The organism is Streptomyces sp. Pv4-95, from assembly GCF_045782725.1.
Taxonomy (GTDB): domain Bacteria; phylum Actinomycetota; class Actinomycetes; order Streptomycetales; family Streptomycetaceae; genus Streptomyces.
Genome location: NZ_CP127172.1, coordinates 6,966,448 through 6,986,512 on the forward strand (window position 1 = coordinate 6,966,448; position 20,065 = coordinate 6,986,512).

General features: G+C 72.7%; 21 protein-coding genes. 7 read left to right on the forward strand and 14 right to left on the reverse strand.

Annotation, left to right across the window (positions count from 1 at the left end; all coding sequences use genetic code 11):
* Positions 1–79: 79 nt before the first annotated feature.
* A complete protein-coding gene (locus QOM21_RS30580) occupies positions 80–520 on the reverse strand; it encodes a nitroreductase family deazaflavin-dependent oxidoreductase (protein WP_407554239.1) in 441 nt (146 codons plus the stop codon).
* Between the two features lie 155 nt (positions 521–675).
* Here QOM21_RS30580 and QOM21_RS30585 point away from each other — a divergent pair, with 155 nt between their 5' ends.
* The 3 genes from QOM21_RS30585 (at position 676) to QOM21_RS30595 (ending at position 3,532) form a co-directional block, all read left to right on the forward strand.
* Positions 676–1,386: a TetR/AcrR family transcriptional regulator gene (locus QOM21_RS30585; protein WP_407554240.1), complete on the forward strand. Its 711-nt coding sequence runs from the start codon at positions 676–678 to the stop codon at positions 1,384–1,386.
* Positions 1,387–1,580: 194 nt separating this feature from the next.
* Positions 1,581–2,870, forward strand: a complete 1,290-nt coding sequence (locus tag QOM21_RS30590) for a sensor histidine kinase (RefSeq protein WP_407554241.1) — start codon at positions 1,581–1,583, stop codon at positions 2,868–2,870.
* A complete protein-coding gene (locus tag QOM21_RS30595; RefSeq protein ID WP_407554242.1) occupies positions 2,867–3,532 on the forward strand; it encodes a response regulator in 666 nt (221 codons plus the stop codon). The genes QOM21_RS30590 and QOM21_RS30595 overlap by 4 nt, the downstream gene beginning before the upstream one ends.
* Here QOM21_RS30595 and QOM21_RS30600 read toward each other — a convergent pair.
* A complete protein-coding gene (locus QOM21_RS30600; RefSeq protein ID WP_407554243.1) occupies positions 3,493–3,756 on the reverse strand; it encodes a DUF6332 family protein in 264 nt (87 codons plus the stop codon). The two genes, QOM21_RS30595 and QOM21_RS30600, sit on opposite strands and share 40 nt — an antisense overlap.
* A 111-nt stretch (positions 3,757–3,867) precedes the next feature.
* Here QOM21_RS30600 and QOM21_RS30605 point away from each other — a divergent pair, with 111 nt between their 5' ends.
* Together QOM21_RS30605 and QOM21_RS30610 are read left to right on the forward strand one after the other, a co-directional pair.
* Positions 3,868–4,641 carry an IclR family transcriptional regulator gene (locus QOM21_RS30605; protein WP_407554244.1) on the forward strand — a complete coding sequence of 258 codons (774 nt, stop codon included), beginning with the start codon at positions 3,868–3,870 and terminating at the stop codon, positions 4,639–4,641.
* Complete coding sequence (locus QOM21_RS30610) at positions 4,638–5,483, forward strand: SMP-30/gluconolactonase/LRE family protein (RefSeq protein ID WP_407554245.1); 846 nt, start codon at positions 4,638–4,640, stop codon at positions 5,481–5,483. Before QOM21_RS30605 ends, QOM21_RS30610 begins: the two co-directional genes overlap by 4 nt.
* Positions 5,484–5,816: 333 nt before the next feature.
* Here QOM21_RS30610 and mmsB read toward each other — a convergent pair whose 3' ends face one another.
* From mmsB to QOM21_RS30655, 9 genes are all read right to left on the reverse strand, one after another.
* The gene (gene mmsB / locus QOM21_RS30615) at positions 5,817–7,049 is read right to left on the reverse strand and encodes a multiple monosaccharide ABC transporter permease (RefSeq protein ID WP_407554246.1); all 1,233 of its coding nucleotides are present in this window, start codon (positions 7,047–7,049) and stop codon (positions 5,817–5,819) included.
* A gap of 8 nt (positions 7,050–7,057) precedes the next feature.
* Entirely contained in the window at positions 7,058–8,593 is a 1,536-nt protein-coding gene (mmsA, locus tag QOM21_RS30620; protein WP_407555919.1) for a multiple monosaccharide ABC transporter ATP-binding protein, read from the reverse strand.
* 68 nt (positions 8,594–8,661) lie between these two features.
* The gene (gene chvE, locus QOM21_RS30625; protein WP_407554247.1) at positions 8,662–9,771 is read right to left on the reverse strand and encodes a multiple monosaccharide ABC transporter substrate-binding protein; all 1,110 of its coding nucleotides are present in this window, start codon (positions 9,769–9,771) and stop codon (positions 8,662–8,664) included.
* 2 nt (positions 9,772–9,773) lie between these two features.
* Positions 9,774–10,772, reverse strand: coding sequence for a hypothetical protein (locus QOM21_RS30630; RefSeq protein ID WP_407554248.1), 999 nt, complete (start codon positions 10,770–10,772; stop codon positions 9,774–9,776).
* Positions 10,773–10,918: 146 nt separating this feature from the next.
* Positions 10,919–11,968, reverse strand: coding sequence for a zinc-binding dehydrogenase (locus QOM21_RS30635; RefSeq protein ID WP_407554249.1), 1,050 nt, complete (start codon positions 11,966–11,968; stop codon positions 10,919–10,921).
* Between the two features lie 46 nt (positions 11,969–12,014).
* The gene (locus QOM21_RS30640) at positions 12,015–13,175 is read right to left on the reverse strand and encodes a mandelate racemase/muconate lactonizing enzyme family protein (RefSeq protein ID WP_407554250.1); all 1,161 of its coding nucleotides are present in this window, start codon (positions 13,173–13,175) and stop codon (positions 12,015–12,017) included.
* A 166-nt stretch (positions 13,176–13,341) separates the two neighbouring features.
* Entirely contained in the window at positions 13,342–14,103 is a 762-nt protein-coding gene (locus QOM21_RS30645) for a maleylpyruvate isomerase family mycothiol-dependent enzyme (protein ID WP_407554251.1), read from the reverse strand.
* On the reverse strand, positions 14,090–14,530 hold the full coding sequence (locus QOM21_RS30650; protein WP_407554252.1) for an SCO4225 family membrane protein: 441 nt from the start codon (positions 14,528–14,530) through the stop codon (positions 14,090–14,092). Before QOM21_RS30650 ends, QOM21_RS30645 begins: the two co-directional genes overlap by 14 nt.
* Positions 14,531–14,595: 65 nt before the next feature.
* Positions 14,596–15,852 carry an MFS transporter gene (locus QOM21_RS30655; RefSeq protein ID WP_407554253.1) on the reverse strand — a complete coding sequence of 419 codons (1,257 nt, stop codon included), beginning with the start codon at positions 15,850–15,852 and terminating at the stop codon, positions 14,596–14,598.
* 17 nt (positions 15,853–15,869) lie between these two features.
* Between QOM21_RS30655 and QOM21_RS30660 the strand changes: the two genes are divergently transcribed.
* Positions 15,870–17,090, forward strand: coding sequence for an ROK family protein (locus QOM21_RS30660; RefSeq protein ID WP_407554254.1), 1,221 nt, complete (start codon positions 15,870–15,872; stop codon positions 17,088–17,090).
* Between the two features lie 203 nt (positions 17,091–17,293).
* Complete coding sequence (locus QOM21_RS30665) at positions 17,294–17,677, forward strand: PPOX class F420-dependent oxidoreductase (protein ID WP_407554255.1); 384 nt, start codon at positions 17,294–17,296, stop codon at positions 17,675–17,677.
* A 46-nt stretch (positions 17,678–17,723) separates the two neighbouring features.
* On the opposite strand, the gene QOM21_RS30670 is transcribed toward QOM21_RS30665, so the two are convergent.
* The 3 genes from QOM21_RS30670 to QOM21_RS30680 form a co-directional block, all read right to left on the reverse strand.
* Positions 17,724–18,695: a phosphotriesterase gene (locus QOM21_RS30670; RefSeq protein ID WP_407554256.1), complete on the reverse strand. Its 972-nt coding sequence runs from the start codon at positions 18,693–18,695 to the stop codon at positions 17,724–17,726.
* Positions 18,692–19,276: a DUF4865 family protein gene (locus QOM21_RS30675; RefSeq protein WP_407554257.1), complete on the reverse strand. Its 585-nt coding sequence runs from the start codon at positions 19,274–19,276 to the stop codon at positions 18,692–18,694. The genes QOM21_RS30670 and QOM21_RS30675 overlap by 4 nt, the downstream gene beginning before the upstream one ends.
* Before the next feature lie 165 nt (positions 19,277–19,441).
* Positions 19,442–20,044 carry a TetR/AcrR family transcriptional regulator gene (locus QOM21_RS30680; protein ID WP_407554258.1) on the reverse strand — a complete coding sequence of 201 codons (603 nt, stop codon included), beginning with the start codon at positions 20,042–20,044 and terminating at the stop codon, positions 19,442–19,444.
* Between the last annotated feature and the right edge of the window lie 21 nt (positions 20,045–20,065).

The following is a 20,065-nucleotide window of genomic DNA, read 5'->3' on the forward strand; positions in this document are numbered from 1 at the left end:
TCACTTCCGCTTCCGCTTCCGCCCCTGCTTCAGGCGTCCGCACAGGCGTCGGCACGGGCGTCCCAAAGGGCGTCAGGGCTCAGGATTCGGTGATCCGGAAGACCGGGTGGCGGGGGGCCGCGGCGAGGAGTTCCTCGTCGGTGGAATCGGGGGTGATCTCGCCGAAGAACGACTTCACCTCCCAGCCCCAGCGCGCGAGATAGGCCCGTAGCAGGGCCGGGGTCTCGGCCGGCGGGACCTCGACGGCGGTGAAGGGGCGGGACCGGCGGCCGACGCGCAGTTCCCCGCCGCCCGCGGCACGCATGTTGCGCACCCACTCGGAGTGGCCGCGCGCCGAGACGAGATAGCGGCCTCCCTGGAAGGTCATCGGGTTCACGGGGACCCGCCGCCACTCCCCGCTCTTGCGACCGCGGACGGCCAGGTCGGCCGCGCCGGCGAGGCTGATGCCGCGGCGGGCGAGCCAGCCGATGACGCTGTTGAGGCGGACGGCGAAGCGGTTCGGCTTGAGGTACTGGGACATGGTTCCTCCGTTGTCGACGCCCGCGGAGCGTGAGCGGCATTCTCCTTCGAGAGCAGTGCTCTCGCTTACGAGCAGTGTGCAGGAGGGGCGCGCTCCAAAGCAAGAGCACTGCTCTCGTTTTTGTGCGGTGCTCCGAACAGTGGCAGACTGCTCTCATGACGGCGATCCGAGGGGCCAGGGAACGGGCCCGCAGCGAAATCACCGCGGCGATCAAGGACGAGGCCCGCAGACACCTGGCGGCCGAGGGCGCCGCCAAGCTCTCCCTGCGCGCCGTGGCCCGCGAGCTGGGCATGGCCTCTTCCGCGCTCTACCGCTACTTCCCCAGCCGCGACGACCTGCTCACCGCGCTGATCGTCGACGCCTACAACGCGGTCGGCGAGGCCGCGGAAACCGCGCGGGACGCGCTGCGCGGCCCCCGTGCGGCCGAGCCCCTCACCCGCTGGCGCGCGGTCTGCGGCGCCGTCCGCGACTGGGCCCTGGCCCATCCGCACGAGTACGCCCTGATCTACGGCTCGCCCGTACCCGGCTACAGCGCCCCGCAGACCACGACCGAGCCGGCCGCGCGAGTCGGTCTCGCCCTGATCGGCGTGGTCCGTGACGCGTACGCCGCGGGAACGCTCAAGGAGCCCGCGGAGCCGCTGCCCGACGCGGTGATGGGCGAGGCGCTGGCGCTCGCCGCCGAGCTGGGTGTGGAACTGCCGGGTGCGGTGACGGTGCGGCTCGTCGCGGCCTGGGCGCAGCTCTTCGGCCTGCTGAGCTTCGAAGTCTTCGGCCAGTTCAACGGTGTGGTCGAAGCCCGCACGGAGTTCTTCGACCAGTCGGTGCGCCAGCTGGCCCGCGGCATCGGCCTCCCCACACCCCGCTGAAGGGCCCCGCCAGCCAACCGCCGCGCCCGCTGAGGGCCCTGACCGCCAACCGCCGCGCCCGCTGACGACGCCAGCCGGCCAGCGAGCCATCCGCCGCCCCGCCCCTCCCATCCCCGCCTACTCCCCCAGGAGTACGGCTGATCACTGCGTCGGGGGGACGCCGTCCGCGGCCGTTGCGGTCTAGCGTTACCGGCATGGACAACGCACGGCCGCCGTGGGTGCGGCGCCGCCTCGGCCGGCTTCGGGGCCGGTGGCCTTCGCCCGCCCATGAGGAACCGAGAGGCTGGGCGGGTACCCGGCTGCCCTGGCTCTCGACGCTCGCCGTGACGGTCTTCGTCCTGGTCGGCTCCGGCTTCGCCGGGCGCAACCAGCCCGATCGCGTCCCGCTCGATTCCCTCGGGCGGGCCCTGCTGTTCGTGGGCGCGGCCCTGCTCCTCTTCCGCCACCGTTTCCCGCGCGCTGTCTGCCTCGGCGTCGCGGCGTCCGTGGCGGTGTACTTCGCCGCGGGCTTTCCGTACGGTCCGGTCTTCCTCCTCGTGGCGCTGGGGACCTTCGCGGCGATCGTCGCCGGGTACCGCGTCGTCGCCTGGAGCGCGGTCGCCGGGCTCTGGCTCAGTCATCTCCTCGTCGCCCACTGGCTCTACCACCGGCTGCCGCCGCACGAGGGGCCTGCGCCGTGGAGTCAGGAACTGTTCATCGCCGTGCTGGTGGTGGCGGTGGTGGCCGTCTCCGAGCTGGTGCGGGTGCGCCGTGAGCAGCTCGCGAGGGCACGGGCCGAGCGGGCCGCCGCCGAACGGCGCCGGGCCGATGAGGAACGGCTGCGGATCGCCCGTGAACTGCACGACGTCCTCGCCCACAGCATCTCCGTCATCAACGTCCAGGCGGGTGTGGGGCTCGCCCTCCTGGACAGCGACCCCGAGCAGGCCAGAAGCGCGTTGAGCACCATCAAGTCCGCCAGCAAGGAAGCGCTCGGCGAGGTACGGCAGGTTCTCGACACCCTGCGCGCCCGCGGTGCGGCGCCGCGCGCCCCCGCGCCCGGTCTGGACCGCCTGCCCGAGCTCACCGAGCAGGCCACGGGAGCGGGCCTGGACGTGAGCGTGCGCACCGAGGGCCGCCGCGTCGCCCTGCCGCCCGGAGCCGATCTCGCGGCCTTCCGCATCGTCCAGGAGGCGCTCACCAACATCGTCCGGCACTCCGGCTCGCGCACCGCCCGGGTCCGGCTCGGCTATGCGCCGTCGGAGCTGGAGATCCGGGTCGACGACGACGGGCCCGCGACGTCCGAGGCGGCGGAGCCTGCCGGTGGCGGAAACGGCCTCGTCGGGATGCGGGAGCGGGCGGCGGCGCTCGGCGGAACCGTCGAGGCGGGCCCGCGCCCGGACGGCGGCTTCCGGGTCGTGGCGCGGATTCCGCTCGCCCCGGCCGAGCGTCCGCCCGGGGGTGCGGATCCCGGTACGGTGGCCCCGACCGCCGAGGAGGAGTCGTGATCCGGGTACTGCTCGCCGACGACCAGCTGCTGGTCCGCGCCGGATTCAAGGTGCTGCTGGACGCCCAGCCGGAGATCGAGGTGGTGGCCGAGGCGGCGGACGGCCAGGAGGCGCTGGCCGCGGTCCGCGAACACCGCCCGGACATCGTGCTGATGGACATCCGGATGCCGGTGGTGGACGGGCTGGTCGCCACCCGCCGCATCACCGAGGACCCGCGGCTCGCCGACGTGAGGGTCGTCATGCTGACCACCTTCGAGCTGGACGAGTACGTCTTCGAGGCGATCCGCTCCGGGGCGTCGGGCTTCCTCGTCAAGGACACCGAGCCGGAGGAGCTGGTGCGGGCGGTGCGCGCGGTCGTCGCCGGTGACGCCTTGCTCTCGCCCGGGGTGACCCGCCGGCTGATCGCCGAGTTCGCGGCGCGCTCCAAGGAGCCGGCGGCGGCCGACGCGCTGTCCGTGCTGACGGAGCGGGAGCGCGAGGTCATGGCGCTGGTCGGCATCGGGCTGTCCAACGAGGAGATCGCCCGGCGGCTGGTCGTCAGTCCACTGACCGCCAAGACCCACGTCAGCCGCACGATGGTCAAGCTGGGCGCCCGCGACCGCGCCCAACTGGTCGTGCTGGCCTACGAGTCGGGGCTGGTGCGCCCCGGCTGGCTGGGCTGACCCCGCCGCAGCACCCACACCACGCGGACGGCGCACACCGCACCGCCGAGGACGCCACTCGCCGTCAGCCATGGACCTTTCCAGGGCGTGGGCAGCCCGCCCCAGAGCGCCGGACTGCCCACCGCCAGGAAGCAGATGCCGCCCGCCAAGGCGCCGCTGAGCAGCGCGAAAACGATCTCGACGGTGAGCGCGTCCTTCTCGGACCGGCTGCGCGTGGGTGACATGCCGCAAGTCTGCCCCGTGCACACCCATTGCCAGGGGAAGTGGCGCAAACCTAGCCTGTGTTCGTTATTTCGGCCAACGAGCGGCCTACCGAACGAAGGAGGGGGACGCACATGGGACGACTGGTACCCGCGGTGACCCGGGCCCTGGACGTGCTCGAACTGTTCCTGGAGGGCGACGGGACACTGTCCGCCCCGGAGATCACCCGCAAGCTGCAACTGCCCCGCACCACCGTGCACGAGCTGGTGTCCACCCTCACCGCTCGCACCTACCTGGTGCCCGTCCCGCAGCAGCCCGGACGCTACCGGCTGGGGGTCCGCGCCTATCAGCTCGGCAGCCGCTACGCCGAGCAGCTCGACCTCGCCGCCGAGGGGCAGCGGGTGGCGCGTTCGGTCGCCGAGACCTGCGACGAGACGGTGCATGTCGCGCTCCTCGAAGGCGCCGACGTCATCTACGTCGCGAAGGTGGACTCCACGCACGCGGTCCGCATGGTCTCGGCCGCCGGCCGCCGGCTGCCCGCGCACTGCACCTCCGTCGGCAAGATGCTGCTGGCCTCGCTGCCGGAGGACGAACTGGCCGCCCGGATCCCGGACGGCGCCGAGCTGGCCGCCATGACGGAGAACAGCATCACCGACCCCGCAACTCTGCGCCGGCATCTCGCCGAGGTCCGCGAGCGCGGAATCGCCGTGGAACAGCGCGAGTCCAACGCCGATGTGAGCTGCGTGGCGGCCCCCGTGAAGGACTCCGCGGGGCGGGTCGTGGCGGCGCTCAGCATCTCCGTACCGGTGGTGCGCTGGAGCGAGGAGCGGCGGACGGAGCTGGAGGAGCTGACGGTGAAGGGCGCCGGGCTGCTCTCCGAGGCGCTCGGGCACCGGGGTCGGCGGTGAGGCCGTGGGAGGTGGCGCTGGCAGCCGGGGCGCGCCTGGGGGAGGGGCCGACCTGGGACGCATCGGCCCGGAGGCTGATCTGGGTGGACATACTCGCCTCCCGGGTCCACACCTTCGACCCGGCCACCGGCCGCCGCACGGTACTGGCCACCGAGCAGCACGTCGGCGCCGCGAAGCCGCGTGCGGGCGGCGGCCTGGTGGTCAACCTCCGCGACGGCGTGGCCTGTTACGACGCCGACGGCGCGCTGAGCTGGCTGCACCGGGAGGTCGTGCCCGGCCGCCGTGGCAACGATGCCGGTGTCGCCCCCGACGGGTCGCTCTGGGCGGGCACGATGCGCTACGACGAGGCGCCGGGCGGCGGCACGCTGATCCGCGTCGCGCCGGACGGCCGGGCCACGCCGCAGCTCACCGGCGTCACCGTCAGCAACGGCATCGGCTGGAGCCCGGACGGCGGGCGCATGTACTACATCGACAGCCCGACCCGTCGGGTGGATGTCTTCGACGTCGGGCCGGATGGCGAGGTGGCCGGCCGTCGTCCGTTCGTCACCGTCGAGGAGGGGGCCGGCTTCCCGGACGGGCTGACCGTCGACGCGGCGGGCTGTGTCTGGGTGGCGCTGTGGGACGGTGCCGCGCTGCGCCGCTACGCCCCCGACGGGCGGCTCGACCGGGTGGTGGACCTGCCGGTACGGCGGCCCACGGCCTGTGCGTTCGGCGGCCGGGGTCTGACGGACCTCTATGTCACCTCGGCGAGCGAGGGAGTGGCGCCCGGCGGCGCGGCGGGGGCGCTGCTGGTGCTTCCGGCAGCGGGTGAGGGGCTGCCCCAGCCGGCGTTCGCCGGGTGACCCCGCCGCGGCTCCGGTCGCTTCCCGAACGGGCCGGTGCGTGGGCGAGAGCGGGGCGCTCGACCTGATCGGGCGGCCGGCGCGCGGATTCGGTACGAAGTGCTGACGGCGCATCAGTTGGCGCCGGTTTTCACGGCCGGAGGTCCGATCGTTGTTCGAGATCACGAACGGTATGTGCGGGCAAGCGGCAACCGAGAGCGAGACGCCGGGCATCCGGCCGTGAGGGAAGGCCGGATGCCCGCGCGAAGCCGTGGCCGCGGGGGACTCCCGCGGCCACGGCCGGGTGGCCCGCTCTTGGGCGGGCTGCCGCCACCCTTGGGCGGCACCCTCCGCTCAGGAACCGACGCGCCTCTTGTTCCAGACGTCGAAGCCGACCGCGGCAAGCAGCACCAGGCCCTTGATGACCTGCTGGTAGTCGGTGCCGATGCCGACCAGCGACATCCCGTTGTTGAGGACGCCCAGCACCAGGGCGCCGATGATGGCGCCCAGGACGGTGCCGACGCCACCGCTCATCGAGGCGCCGCCGATGAACGCCGCGGCGATCGCCTCCAGTTCGAAGTTGATGCCCGCCTGGGGCGTACCGGCGTTGAGCCGGGCCGCGTACACACAGCCGGCCAGCGCCGCCAGGGTGCCCATGGTGACGAACACCCAGAAGGTGACCCGGCGGTCCTTGACGCCCGACAGCTTGGCGGCCGCCTTGTTGCCGCCCAGCGCGTAGACGTGCCGGCCCACGACGGCGTTGCGCATCACGAAGCCCAGGACGATCAGCAGCGCGCACATGATGAGCAGGACCACCGGCACCCCGTGGTAGCTGGCGAGCGTCAGCGTGAAGGCGACCACCGCGGCCACGATCGCCACGCACTTGAGCAGCCAGAGGTTGAACGGCAGCACGTCCAGCTCGTAGGCCAGCTGCCTGCGCCGGTCGCGCCACTCCTGGAGGAGGACGAAGGCGATCACCAGCAGGCCGATGACCAGCGTCGGGTTGTGATACTGGGTGTAGGGCCCCATCTCGGGCAGGAAGCCCTGCGCGATGTCCTGGAAGCCGCCGGGGAACGGCGCGAGCGACTGGCCCTCCAGCATGATCTGGGTCGCGCCGCGGAACAGCAGCATCCCGGCCAGCGTCACGATGAACGACGGGATGCCCACATACGCGATCCAAAAGCCCTGCCAGGCCCCGGCGATCGCCCCGATCAGCAGCGACACCACGAGGGCGACGCCCCAGGGCATGTCGTGCCTGACCATCATCACGGCGGCCGCGGCGCCGACGAAGGCGGCCAGTGAGCCGACGGACAGATCGATGTGCCCGGCGATGATGACGATCATCATGCCCATGGCCAGGATCAGGATGTAGCTGTTCTGCTGGACGATGTTGGAGACGTTGTTGGGCAGCAGCAACGTGCCGTCGGTCCAGATCTGGAACAGCACCACGATCAGCGCCAGCGCGATGATCATGCCGTACTGCCGCATGTTGGCCCGCACGGTGTGCAGGAGCAGCGCCCCGGTCGAAGGACGCTTCGCGCGCGGTGGCGGCGCGGAGCCGGTGGAGTGTTCGGTTGCGGTCGTCATGGGCGGCCTCAGCTCTTGTCCATGGTCATATGGCGCATCAGTGCTTCCTGGGTCGCGTCCGCGCGCGCGATCTCGCCGGTCAGCCGGCCGGCTGCCATGGTGTAGATGCGGTCGCACATGCCCAGCAGCTCGGGGAGTTCGGAGGAGATGAAGACCACGGCCTTGCCCTGCGCGGCCAGTTGGTCGATCACCGTGTAGATCTCGTACTTCGCGCCGACGTCGATGCCGCGCGTCGGTTCGTCGAGAATCAGCACGTCGGGATCGGCGTGGATCCACTTGCCCAGCACGACCTTCTGCTGATTGCCGCCGCTGAGCCGCCCCACCTGCTCCTGCACGGTGGGTGTCTTGATGTTCAACGAGCGGCGGTAGCGCTCGGCGACCCGCCGCTCCTCGTGCTGGTCCACGATGCCGTGCCGGGCCATCGTCGGCAGAGAGGCGAGCGAGATGTTGCGGTGGACGGTGTCGATGAGGTTCAGCCCGTACGTCTTGCGGTCCTCGGTGACATACGCGATGCCGTGCGCCACCGCCTCGGGGACGGACCGGGGCGCCACCTCGCGTCCGCCGATGTGCATGGTCCCGCCCGCGTAGCGCCCGTAGGAGCGGCCGAACACGCTCATCGCCAGCTCCGTGCGGCCCGCTCCCATCAGGCCCGCGATGCCCACGATCTCGCCGCGCCGCACCTCGAGAGAGACGTCGTCGACGACCTTGCGCTGCTGGTCGATGGGGTGGCGCACGGTCCAGCCGGACACCGCGAGCGCCCGCTCGCCGGCGTCCGCGCCCTCGTAGCGGGTGCGGTCGGGAAAGCGCTGGTCGAGGTCCCGGCCGACCATGCCGCGGATGATGCGGTCCTCGGAGACCTCCGGTGCGGCGTCCGGATCGTCGCGGACGGTCAGCGTCTCGACGGCCCGTCCGTCGCGCAGGACGGTGACGGAGTCGGCGACCCGCCGGATCTCCCCGAGCTTGTGGGAGATGAGGATGCAGGCGATGCCCTGCGCACGCAGCTCCAGGATGAGATCGAGGAGATGCTCGCTGTCCTCGTCGTTGAGGGCGGCCGTGGGCTCGTCGAGGATCAGCAGCCGCACCTCCTTGGAGAGCGCCTTGGCGATCTCCACCAACTGCTGCTTGCCGACCCCGATATCGGCGACCCGGGTCTGCGGCGTCTCGTGCAGACCGACCCGTTTGAGCAGCGCCGAGGCGTGCCGCAGCGTCTCGCTCCAGCTGATGACGCCACGGCGGGAGCGCTCGTTGCCGAGGAAGATGTTCTCGGCCAACGACAGATAGGGAACCAGCGCCAGTTCCTGGTGGATGATGACGATGCCGCGCTGCTCGCTCGCCCGGATGTCCTTGAACGCGCAGCGCTCGCCCTCGAAGAGGATCTCGCCCTGGTAGCTCCCGTGCGGGTGCACCCCGCTGAGCACCTTCATCAGCGTCGACTTGCCCGCGCCGTTCTCGCCGCAGATGGCGTGGATCTCCCCGGCGCGCACGGACAGCCGCACGTCGGACAGCGCGGTGACCCCGGCGAAGCTCTTGGTGATGCCGAGCATTTCGAGCACCGGGCCCGCCGTCTCGCCGGCGACGTCGCCCCTCTCGCCCCTCTCGCCCCTCTCGCCGGTCACTTCAGCTCACCCGCCTTGAAGTAGCCCTCCTTGACCAGGAGTTCGGTGTTCCTCCGGTCGATGCTGACCGGGTCGAGGAGGAAGGCGGGGATCACCCGGGAGCCGTTGTCGTAGGTCGTGGTGTCGTTGACCTTCGGCTTCTTGCGGTGCAGCACCGCGTCGGCCATCCGGACGGCCTGCCGGGCCAGTTTGCGGGTGTCCTTGTAGACGGTCTGGGTCTGCTGCCCGGCGCGGATGGACTTGATGGACGCCAGCTCCGCGTCCTGGCCGGTGACCACCGGAAAGGGCTTGTCCGCCGACCCGTAGCCGACGCTCTTGAGGGCGGAGATCACGCCGATGGAGATGCCGTCGTACGGGGAGAGCACGGCGTCCACCCGCGCATCGCCGTAGTTCTTGCTGAGCAGGTCGTCCATCCGCTTCTGCGCGGTACCGCCGTCCCAGCGCAGTGTGGTGGCCTGGTTCATCTTCCGCTGCCCGCTGCGGACGGTCAGCTGACCGCGGTCGAAGTACGGCTTGAGGACGGCCATCGCGCCGCTCCAGAAGTACTTGGTGTTGTTGTCGTCGGGCGACCCGGCGAACAGCTCGATGCTGAACTTGTCGTCCTTCTCCTCGTCCAGGTGCAACGCGTCGACGATGTACTGGCCTTGCAGCCGCCCGACGCGCTCGTTGTCGAAGGACGCGTAGTAGTCGACGTTCGGGGTGCCGAGGATGAGGCGGTCGTAGGAGATGACGCGGACGCCGGCCTCTTCGGCGCGGCGCAGCACATCGGTGAGCGCGGAGCCGTCGATCGCGGCCACGACCAGCAGCCGGTGGCCCTTGGCGATCATGTTCTCCAGCTGGGCGACCTGGTTCTCGACCTTGTCGTCGCCGTACTGCAGATCCGCCTTGTAGCCCTTCGCCTCGAACTGCCGGGCCATGTTCCTGCCGTCGGCTATCCAGCGTTCGGAGGACTTGGTGGGCATGGCGATGCCGATGGTGCCGCCTCCGCCGCCGCCGGGCCGGTAGCGGCTGCCGCCCTTGGCCTCCTGGCCGCATGCGGTCGCCGAAAGGGCGAGCGCGGCCGCCAGGGCGACGGCGGGGACACGGTGAACTCTGTGCACAGCCATGGTCAGTTGGTCCTCTCGGGAAGCGGGAACCGGCGCAGCTCACCGGGCAGCCGGGACCCCGGTGGCGACATCCCGCCGTCCGCGCCCAGCCGGGCCAGCAGGTCGAGCACCAGCCGGCCGCGCCGCACCCGCTCGCGTGCGCTGTTCAGCGCCGTCTCGCGCAGCTGCGCGCCGTAGGGGTAGATGCCGGGGGAGCGGCTCAGACCGAACTTGAGGTAGAGGGGCGCGCCGCGCCGGATGAGCTGCGCGGCGTCGTACATGCGGATGTAGCCGCCGAGGTCGTCCGGCGCCTCGATGTAGAAGTCCATCGGTGCACGCGAGACCCGCCGGATCTGCGTCAGATGGTCGAGGGTGAGGTCCGAGGGGACGTTGACGGAGTCCGCGCCCAGGCGCTCGTAGACCTCGTACGCGGCGGGGTTGACCGGCCCGATCAGCGCGGACACCTTGAGGGTGGTGTCGGCGGGGAGGGCGCCCTCGGCCCGCAGCCGGTGCAGCAGCCACAGCACACCCTCGTCGGCGACGAGCAGGCAGCGGACGCCGAGTTCGACGGCGCGCAGCGCGTCCTCCACACAGCCGGCGACGGCTTCCTGCCCCCGGGCGCGCAGTCCTCCGCCGCCGGAGTCGGAGCGGGTGGCCCCTCCGATGTCCCAGGTGCCGCGCGGGCCTGTGAACAGGCACAGCTCGGTGTCCCGTTCCGCACAGGACTCCACCATCTCCGTGATCTCCGCGTCGCCGAGCATCCAGACGCCGCTGCCCTGGCTGACGCGGTGGATCGGTACCTCCAGCCGCCCGGCCTCCTTGAAGACGGCGGCCAGCGCCTCGGGCCCTTCCACGGAGGGGACTTCGGTGCGCCAGGTCCCGCCGTCGGGGAAGGCGTAAGGGGAGGTGTCGGCCGGATCGTCGGCGGGCGCGGCATGCCCGAGCGGGGCGAGGACGTGGGCGGCGGGATGCCGGGGACCGGTGCCTGCGGCGGGCCCGGGCGCGGTGGAAGGGGAGGGCATGGGCATGGAGCTCCTCGGGAGGCTGGGATCGCCACGGATCGTCCGGGGACGTGCCGGGAGAGTCGTTCGGTAACAGCGTTCGATATTTCGTACGTCGTTCGGTGTTTCGTGCATGCTGACGGCGGCCGCGGGCCGGGTGCGGCCGGTCAGCCCCCGGCGCTGCCGGGCTCCAGGAGGACCTTGCCGACGGACGGGTCATCGCCGCCCACCAGGGCGACGGCCGTGGCGTACTCCACCAGCGGAAAGGCGTGGGTGATCAGCGGGGCCGGGTCCAGCAGCCCCGCGTCGAAGGCGCGCACGGCGTGCGTCCACGCGGCGGACGGTGCGCCGAACACGCTGTGCACGGTGATCTGGCTCATCGCGAGATGGATGGGGTCGATGCCCCGCGCACCGGGCGCGGGCAGTCCGACGAGGACGACGCGGCCGCCACGCCGGGCCATCAGCGCCGAGGCGGCGGCACTGCCCTGCGCGCCGGCCGTCTCCACCACCAGGTCGAACCCGGACGGCAGCCGGTCGTCCGCGGGGGTGTGGATCTGCGTCGCGCCCATCGTCAGAGCCTGCTCGGCGCGGCCCGTACGGGGATCGACGACGACCAGTTCCGACGGGGAGGCGGCCGCCAGCAACTGGACGGCGAGCAGCCCGAGCGTCCCCGCGCCCACCACCGCGACCCGCTCGCCGGGCAGTGCGTTGCCCATGAGCGCAGCAGAGGCGGCCACGGCGGCCGGCTCCAGGAGCGCCGCGGCCCGCAGGTCGGCGTCGGCGCGCAGCGGGTGCAGCAGACGGGCGGGCAGCACCAAGGTGTCGGCGAAGCCGCCGGGCTCGGTGAATCCGGTCTCGGAGTAGCCCGCGGTGCACAGGGAGGTGTCGCCGGCCCGGCAGCGGTCGCAGGTCCGGCAGTTGCGGAAGCCTTCGCCGACGACCTTGCGGCCCACCAGGGCCGGATCGACGCCGGGGCCGACCGCCTCCACCGTGCCGGACCACTCGTGGCCGGGCGTCACGGGGTAGCGGACATAGCCGGCCGGCCGCGTCCCGTCGTACACCTCGCGGTCGCTGCCGCAGATGCCCGCGGCCGACACCAGCACCCGGGCCTCGTCCACGCCGGGCTCGCGCGCCGGGCCGGACACCAGCCGGTGCTGCCCGGGGCCGTCGAGGACGACGGCGCGGGAGAGACGGGAGAGGCGGGAAGGAGCTGTCATGCCGCCACCGTCCCGCGGGGGCCCGGGCCGGCGGGCCGGGGGCGCCTCATGACCGCTTCCGGTCGGGGTCGCGCTGCTCCCAGCCCTCGGCCCAGAGATCGAAGCGGGCCGCCTGCTGCGGGAATTCGGCCGCCGCGTCGGTGTCCAGCTCCACGCCGAGGCCCGGTGCGTCCGACAGCGGGAAATAGCCGTCCACCACCTCGGGCGCGCCCTTGACCACCTTCTTGATCTCCGCGTCGGCGAAGTCGTTGAAGTGCTCCAGGATCTTGAAGTTCGGTGTGCAGCCCGCGAGTTGGAGCGAGGCCGCGGTCAGCACCGAGCCGCCGACGTTGTGCGGCGCCACCATCATGTAGTGCGTCTCGGCGGTGGCGGCGAGCTTGCGGGTCTCCAGGATGCCGCCGATGTGCCCGAGGTCCGGCTGGATGATGTCCGCGGCCTGCGACTCGAACAGCTCCCGGAATTCGGTCCGGTCGTGGATGCGCTCGCCGGTCGCCAGCGGAAGATCCACCTTCCCGGCGACCTTGGCCAGCGCCTTGAGGTTCTCCGGCGGCACCGGCTCCTCCAGCCACGCGGGCCGGAAGGGCGCCATCTCGTGCGCCAGCCGCACCGCGGTGGACGGGCTGAACCGGCCGTGCATCTCCAGCATCAGTTCCCGCTCCGGGCCGATCGCGTCCCGGACGGCCTCGATGAGGGAGACCGCATAACGGGTCGCGGCGTGGTCCAGTTCGAAGTGCCCGGTGCCGAACGGGTCGATCTTCAGGGCCTGATAGCCGCTGTCCACCACCGTGCGGGCGGCGCGGTGATACGCCTCGGGGGTGCGCTCGGTGGTGTACCAGCCGTTGGCGTACGCCTTGACGCGGTCGGTCACCCGGCCGCCGAGCAGCTGCCACACCGGCACCCCGAGGGCCTTGCCCTTGATGTCCCAGCAGGCCATCTCGATGCATGCGATGCCGGACATCACGATCTCGCCGGCCCTGCCGTAGTCGCCGTACTTCATCCGGCGTACGAGGTCCTCGACCGCGAACGGGTCGGAGCCCGCGATGTGATGGGCCTCCGCCTCGCGCAGATAGCCCACCAACGCGTCCGTGCGGCCGAGCATCCGGGTCTCGCCGACGCCGGTGAGTCCTTCGTCGGTATGGACCTGCACATAGGTGAGATTGCGCCAGGGGGTGCCGACGACATGCGTGCTGATTCGCGTGATGCGCACGGGAATTGACCCTTCGCCGTGTTCGATATTTCGTCACTCGTTCGAAATGGTGGCGTGACCGTAATGACGTGGCGAGAGCGGTGTCAATGGGTGTGCGCGGACGGCGCGAACGACGTCGCGGGCGCGGACACACCCTGGTGTGTCCGCGCCCGCGACGTCCGGCACCTCAGATGCTGCCGCGCTCCTGCCACAGCAGGGCCGGAGCGTCATCGCCGGTGATCTTCAGGGTGTCCCACGGCAGGCGGTTCCACAGCGCCAGATACAGCTCCTCGGCCGGCCCCTCGATCGTGCAGTCCGCCGGGGGCCCGGCCTCGCCCCGCTCGGCGTCGACGGCCGTGCGCACCGTGCGCGGCGGCGCCTGGGAGAGGTGCACCGTCCACTCCGCTCCGGCCTTGTCCGTCGCGCGCACCCGAAGGGTCCGGGGCACCTCCGTACGGACCCGGCTGCGGTCCCGGGAGTGGAAGCCGGACAGCAGCTCGTCGATGCCGTCGACCGCGAAGGCGGACGGCAGGGGGGTGAGGGAGGCGCCGGCCGCCTGCTGGGCGTCGACGCGGTGCACCGAGGTCTCGTGCGCCTGCCGCCGCGCCCAGAACGCCAGCGGGGAGGGGGCGTCCAGGAACGTCCAGGCCGTCAGGTCCGCGGGGGCGGAGTCCAGTGCCAGCACGAGGTGGTGATGGCCTTCGCGCAGCCAGCTCACGAGCTCTTCGTCGTCCATCGCGGGGGCCTCGACCGGCCGCTCGGGCTGCTGGATGCCCTTGGTGACGAACTCCGTCGCCCAGCGATGGATCTGCCCGACATGGGTGACCAGGTCCCGCATCTGCCACTCCGGACACGCCGGAATCCGGGCCCCGGCCCCGGCCTCTTGTGCTGCGTCGGCGAGCAGCCCACCGTCCAGCCGCAGACTTTCGACGAACTCAGTGATCTCCATGCCGACGAGTGTGCCAGCCGGTACCGACAGCGGACCTCCTCGGGCCCCGCAGCGCACGGTGGGCCAGCCCCAGCAGCAGGGCGTTGACCAGGGCCGCAAGGACGGCCGCGGCCGTCAAGTAGGCGTCAGGGGCCCCGGATCCGCCCCAGAGCGCGTCGCCGGCGAGCCACAGCGGGAAGATCGTCGGCGCGGTGAGCAGGAGTGCCCAGATGCCGGAGAAGGAGGCGTCGGCAGGCTCCGTGACCAGACCGTCGAGCACCGCGAAGCCCACCGCGGCGAGCACCAGCGCGAGATATCCGAGCGATACCGGGTTGCCGAACGTCAGGCGTGCCACCCGGCGCAGCGCGCTCCGGCCGTCGGGCGATGCCGCGGCCCCCGTGGTCCCGGGCGAGTCCTCTTCCATCGCGCTGCCCCCTCCGTCGGCCACGCCGTACGCCGGGATCATCCTGCGTACGGACGTACGGTGCGCGTACCCCCGGGCCGGCCCGCGAATCACCCCCGCCCGGTGTGGTGCGCCCCACGGGTCGTATACGAGAGAAGCACCGCGACCGCGGAGAGCACCGCCACGGACGTCAGGGCCGAGGGGAGGGTGAACGCCTCGGCCAGGAAGCCGATGGCGGGCGGGCCGAGCAGCATGCCGCCGTACCCGACGGTGGATGCCACGGCGACGCCCTGCGGGCCGCCGGCCTCGCCCGCCCGCGCGATGGCGACGGGGAAGATGTTCGCCAGCCCCAGGCCGGTGATCGCGAACCCGGCGCAGGCCGCCCAGGCGGTGGGTGCCCACGCTCCCAGCAGCATGCCGGCGGTCGCCGTCGTACCGCCTGCGATCAGCGCGCGGGCCGGCCCGAAGCGCTGGACCACCGACGTTCCCGACAGCCGCCCGATGGTCATCGCCAGCGCGAACACGGCATAGCCCGCGGCCGCGAGGCCGGGCCCGGCGTGCAGATCCTCCGACAGGTGCAGCGCGCCCCAGTCGGCCATCGCGCCCTCTCCGTACGCCGTGCACAGCGCGAGCAGCCCGAACCCGAGGACGGGGCCGGAGAGCCGTCCCGTACGACGGCGCGAGCGGCCGCTCCCCTCGGGCCCGGCACCGGCGCCGCGGTCCTCGGCGGGCAGCCGCTCCGGGACGGCCGGTGCCGGGTGGGCGTGCAGCGCGCGACCGGCGAGAGCCGTCACCAGCAGTCCGGTCACCGCGAGCAGCAGCAGATGGACGGTGGGGGACACCCCGCCGGCGATCAGCCCGCCCAGCCCCGCGCCGAGCATGCCGCCGAGGCTGAAGGCGGCGTGGAAGCTCGGCATCACGGGGCGCCGCAGCGCGGCGATCAGATCGACGGCGGCACTGTTCATCGCGACGTTGAGCGAGCCGTAGGCGGCGCCGAAGACCAGCAGCACCAGTCCCAGCGCGGTCGCCGAGTGGGTGAGCGGGGGCAGCGCGATGCTCAGCGACAGGGCCGCGGCCGAGGCGATGGTCACGGCATGACTGCCGAACCGGCGGCACAACCGTCCCGTGAGCAGCATGAAGGCGACCGCGCCCGCCGATACGCCGAGCAGCGCGAGCCCGAGGGTGTTCGCGCCGGCGCCCGTCTGCGCCTTGATCGCCGGAATGCGGACGACCCATCCGGCGAAGAGGAAGCCGTCCACCGCGAAGAACGCGGTGATCGCGATGCGGAGCCGGACCAGCCGCGGATCGGTGGCATGCTGGGGTCCGGCACGGAAAAGAGCACTCCGTGTTTTGTTCAGCAGTGGCACAAAGTCAGAATAGAGCCGTGACCCAGACTCGGACAACCAAGCTGGAGCGGGGCCGTGGCGCCCTCGGACCCGCACTGGAGCTCGTACACACCCAACGCGCGCCCACCCGCGCGGTCCTCACCTCCGAACTCGGCGTGACCCGCGCGACGGCCGGAGCGGTGGCCGCCGAACTCGAAGCGCTCGGCCTGATCACCGTCGACTCACGGCCGACCGCCATCGCCGGCTCCCAAGGGCGCCCCTCCCACCGGCTGTTCATCGACGAGCGCGGCCCCGTCGTGCTCGCCGCGCAGATCCACGCCGACGGCTACCGCGTCGCCCTGGTCGGCCTCGGGGGGCGGATCGCGGCGACCGCGACCGGCCGTGGCGCCATCCCCGCCGACCCCGCGCACGTCCTCTCCGACGTCGTCGCGACCGGGTCGCGGCTGCTGCGCGAGACCGGCCGGCGCTGCCTCGGCGCGGGTCTCGCGGTGCCCTCCGCGGTCGCGGAACCGGACGGCGAGGCCCTCAACCCGCTGCACCTCGCCTGGCCCTCGGGCGCCCCGGTACGTGAACTCTTCCTGCGCTCCCTCGCCGACGCGGGCATCCCCGGCGTGACCGAGCGGATCGGCTTCACGGGCAACGATGTCAACCTCATGGCGCTCGCCGAGCACCGCCACGGCGCCGGCCGCGGCGCCCGCGACCTGCTCTGCGTGGCGTCCGGGCACCGCGGGGTCGGCGGGGCGCTGGTGCTGGACGGGCGTCTGCACAGCGGCAGTTCCGGCCTCGCGCTGGAGGTCGGCCATCTGACCGTCCACCCCGAGGGCGCGCCCTGCCACTGCGGCAGCCGCGGCTGCCTGGACGTCGAGGCGGACCCGCTCGCCTTCCTCGGCGCCGCCGGCCGCGAGGCGGGCCCGGAGGTCTCCCTGCTCCAGCAGGCCGTCGATCTGCTGCGGCACGAGTACGCCGACCCGGCCGTACGCGGCGCCGCCGACCTCCTCATCGACCGGCTCGGACTGGGCATCGCCGGCCTCGTCAACATCCTCAACCCCGACCGGATCATCCTCGGCGGGCTGCACCGCTCCTTGCTGGAGGCCGACCCGGACCGGCTCCGGGCGGTGGTCGCCGACCGCAGCCTGTGGGGGCGCAGCGGCGGTGTGCCGATCCTGCCGTGCAGCCTGGACCACAACAGCCTCGTCGGGGCCGCGGAGCTGGCCTGGCAGCCGGTGCTCGACGATCCGCTGGTGGTCGTCGAGCGGTAGCCGGCCGCGGCGTGCCCGGGGCCGCGGGCAGGAGCCGGCCGACCCAGGGGTTCCGCCGAACTCCCGCCCCGCCGTTGGCGTCCGGTACGGCACGGGCACGGCACCGCGCGCCCAGCAGGCGCCGGGTCGCCGGACGGGCGGGCGCCGGCAACTGCGGGCACCAGGGGGCGTCGGTCGCCTGCGACTCCCTCTAGGCTGCGGCCATGATTCCCGAAGCGATCGCCCGCAGCCCCTACGTCAGCCTGGTCACCTTCCGTAAGAACGGCACGTCGGTGGCCACCCCGGTCTGGGCGGTTGCCGAAGGGGAGGAGTTGCTGGTCTGGACGCGGGACGACAGCTGGAAGGTCAAGCGGCTGCGCAACGACTCCCGCGCGACCGTCACCCCGTGCGACGTCCGCGGCCGGATCGACGAGGGCGCCGTGACCGCGGAGGGCACCGCCCGGCTGCTGGAGGGCAAGGCCGAACTCGGCCGCGTGCGCAAGGCGATGGCGCGCAAATACGGGCTGCGGTTCCGCCTGATGGACACCGGTGGCGCGCTGCTGCGCGGGGGCAAGCGGCCGCACGTGGGGATCTCCGTCAGCCTCTGAGCGGCACCCGGACGTGCGCCCCTCAGGGTGACCCGGACCGGCCTCGTCAAGAGGGGCCGTGTGTCCGTCCCCACTCGGCGGCGAAGGCGCGTGCTGGGTTGACCGTCAGGAAGCGCGTCACCCTCTCCTCGCCCAGGGCGAGTGCGAGGCGTCGGCGGTGCCCGCGCAGCAGATAGGGCATGCCGGGGCCGCCGTTCACCGACCTGGCACCGGCCGTCGTGGTGTCGCCGCCGAGCAGGACGCGGTCGCCGTGCCCCGCGTCGGCGAGGGCGGCCAGCGCGTCGGGCAGCCGCCAGTCGGTCGCGTGATGGGCGCGCGAAGGGCCGTCGAAGGCCAGGTACGCGCCCGCCTCGGCCGCCATCCGGTGCACGGCCGGGTCAGGCGAACGGTTGAGGTGACCGAGGATCACCCGGTCCGGCGGGACATCCAACTCCCCGCACAGCAGGTCGAGTACCTCCGGCGCGCCGGTTCCCAGCTCCAGGTGGACGCCGATGGCCGCCCCGGTGGCGTGCTGGGCCTCGGCGGCCGCGGCCATGGTGTGCCGGGCGTGCCGGTCCAGGCCGTGGAAGCCGCCCGCCACCTTGATCATCCCCGCGCGCGGCCCCGCGCCGCCGATTCCCTCCGTCAGCTCCCGGACGAACAGCCCCGCCAGGTCCGCCCCGGCCTTCTCCAGAAGCCCGGGGGTGTAGTGCGCCGCTTGGTGCAGCCCGGTCGCCGCGACCAGATGCACCCCCGAATCCCTTGCCAGCGAGGGCAGTTCGGACGCATGGCGCCCCATTCCGTACGGCGTCCACTGGATCACCGCGGCGCCGCCCGCCGCGCGGAAGGCGGCCAGCTCCGCGGCCGCGAGCCGGGCGTCGGCCAGCTCCTGGCCGGGTAGCTGGGGGCTGCGGAGGAAGAGATGGTCGTGCGCGTCGCAGATGCCGAGGGCGTCGGGGGCGATGTCGCCGAGCACGGTGCGGACCGTCCGGGAGACGCGGCCCGGCGCCGCGTCCGGCGAGTCCCGCTCCGGGGTCACCACTGCCGTCCCGCGCCCAGCCGGCCGGTGCCCGGCGCCGACAGGTGCAGCACCTGGTAGCGGTCGCCCGCGGCGGCGGGTACGGCGTCCGCCCAGAGGGTGAAGTGGACCAACTCCCAGTGCCGGGGGTCGAGGCCCAGTGCGGTGGAGTGCACACCGTCCGCGGTGGCGAGTTCCTCGTGCCGGGCCACCGCTTCGGTGAGCACGGTGGCCGGGTCCGCGCTCTCGGGGACGGTCTCGGTCCGGAGGGAGAAAGCGGCCGGAAGGGTGCCGGCGGCCGGGCCCGGACAGTGGAACAGGCCCTGCCAGTGCTGGACGGCCGGGCGCCCGAAGTCCCGGATCACCCCGCGGAATCCGTCACCGGCCAGGAAGCGGCTCATGGCCTGCGGATCGGCCCAGAGATAGAACGGCGCGTACTGGTTGACGGGCGACCCGTCGATCCCGCGCTCGCGGATTCCGTAGCCCTTCAGGCCGAGCCCCTCGAAGTCGTCCAGCAGGTGTCCCCTGGATTTCACGCGGTGCCGGATGATCTCCATGTCGTAGTCGGCGGGCAGGGTGATGGCGTAGCGCATGGCGTGCACGGCGGGCTCCGATCGGGACGGGTTCGGCTTCGGCGGTGTAGCTGTACGGCCGGCGGGTTCGGCCGGGGCCGCGCGGTCCGGTGGCAGGCCACCGGGCAATCGCGTCTCGGCTCCAACTCCACGCCGGACAGCCGACGTTGGCGCCGACAGGACAGAGAAGCCGGCTCAGCCGGAGGTGGGCGGTGAGGGTGTGGTCGCCCCTCCGGGCGTGGCTCGGGCGGCGAGCAGCGCCAGCGCGCCCTGGACGGCGGCATCGAACGGGGCGGTGTCATCGGCCGCCCGCGCCAGCACATAGCCGCCCTGGACGACCGCCGCGACGGTCGCCGCGGTGGCCACGGGGTCGAGGTCCGCGGCCAGTTCGCCGCGCCGTCGGCCGTCGGCGAGCACCTCGGCGAGCCGCGCCCGGAGCCAGTCGAACATCTCGTCCAGGGGCTGCCGCAGCTCGGGACTCTCCGCCACGTCGCGGTCCTGCGTCATCCGGCCGATGGGGCAGCCGCGCAGCACCCGCCGCTCACGCAGCAGGTAGGCCGCCACCCGGTCGTACGCCGTCCCGGGGCCGGAGAGGCACTCCTCGGCGGCGGCCCTCAGCTCCTCGGCGCTGCGCCGGATCGCCGCGAGCGCGAGGTCGGACTTGCCCGCGAAGTGGTGGTACATGCTGCCCTGGCCGACGCCCGCGCGCTCCAGGATCGCCTTGGGGCTGGTGCCGACGTAACCCCGCTCCCACAACAGCTCCTGGGTGCTGCGCACCAGCCGTTCCCGTGTGTCCATGAGGGCACTGTACATACCAGT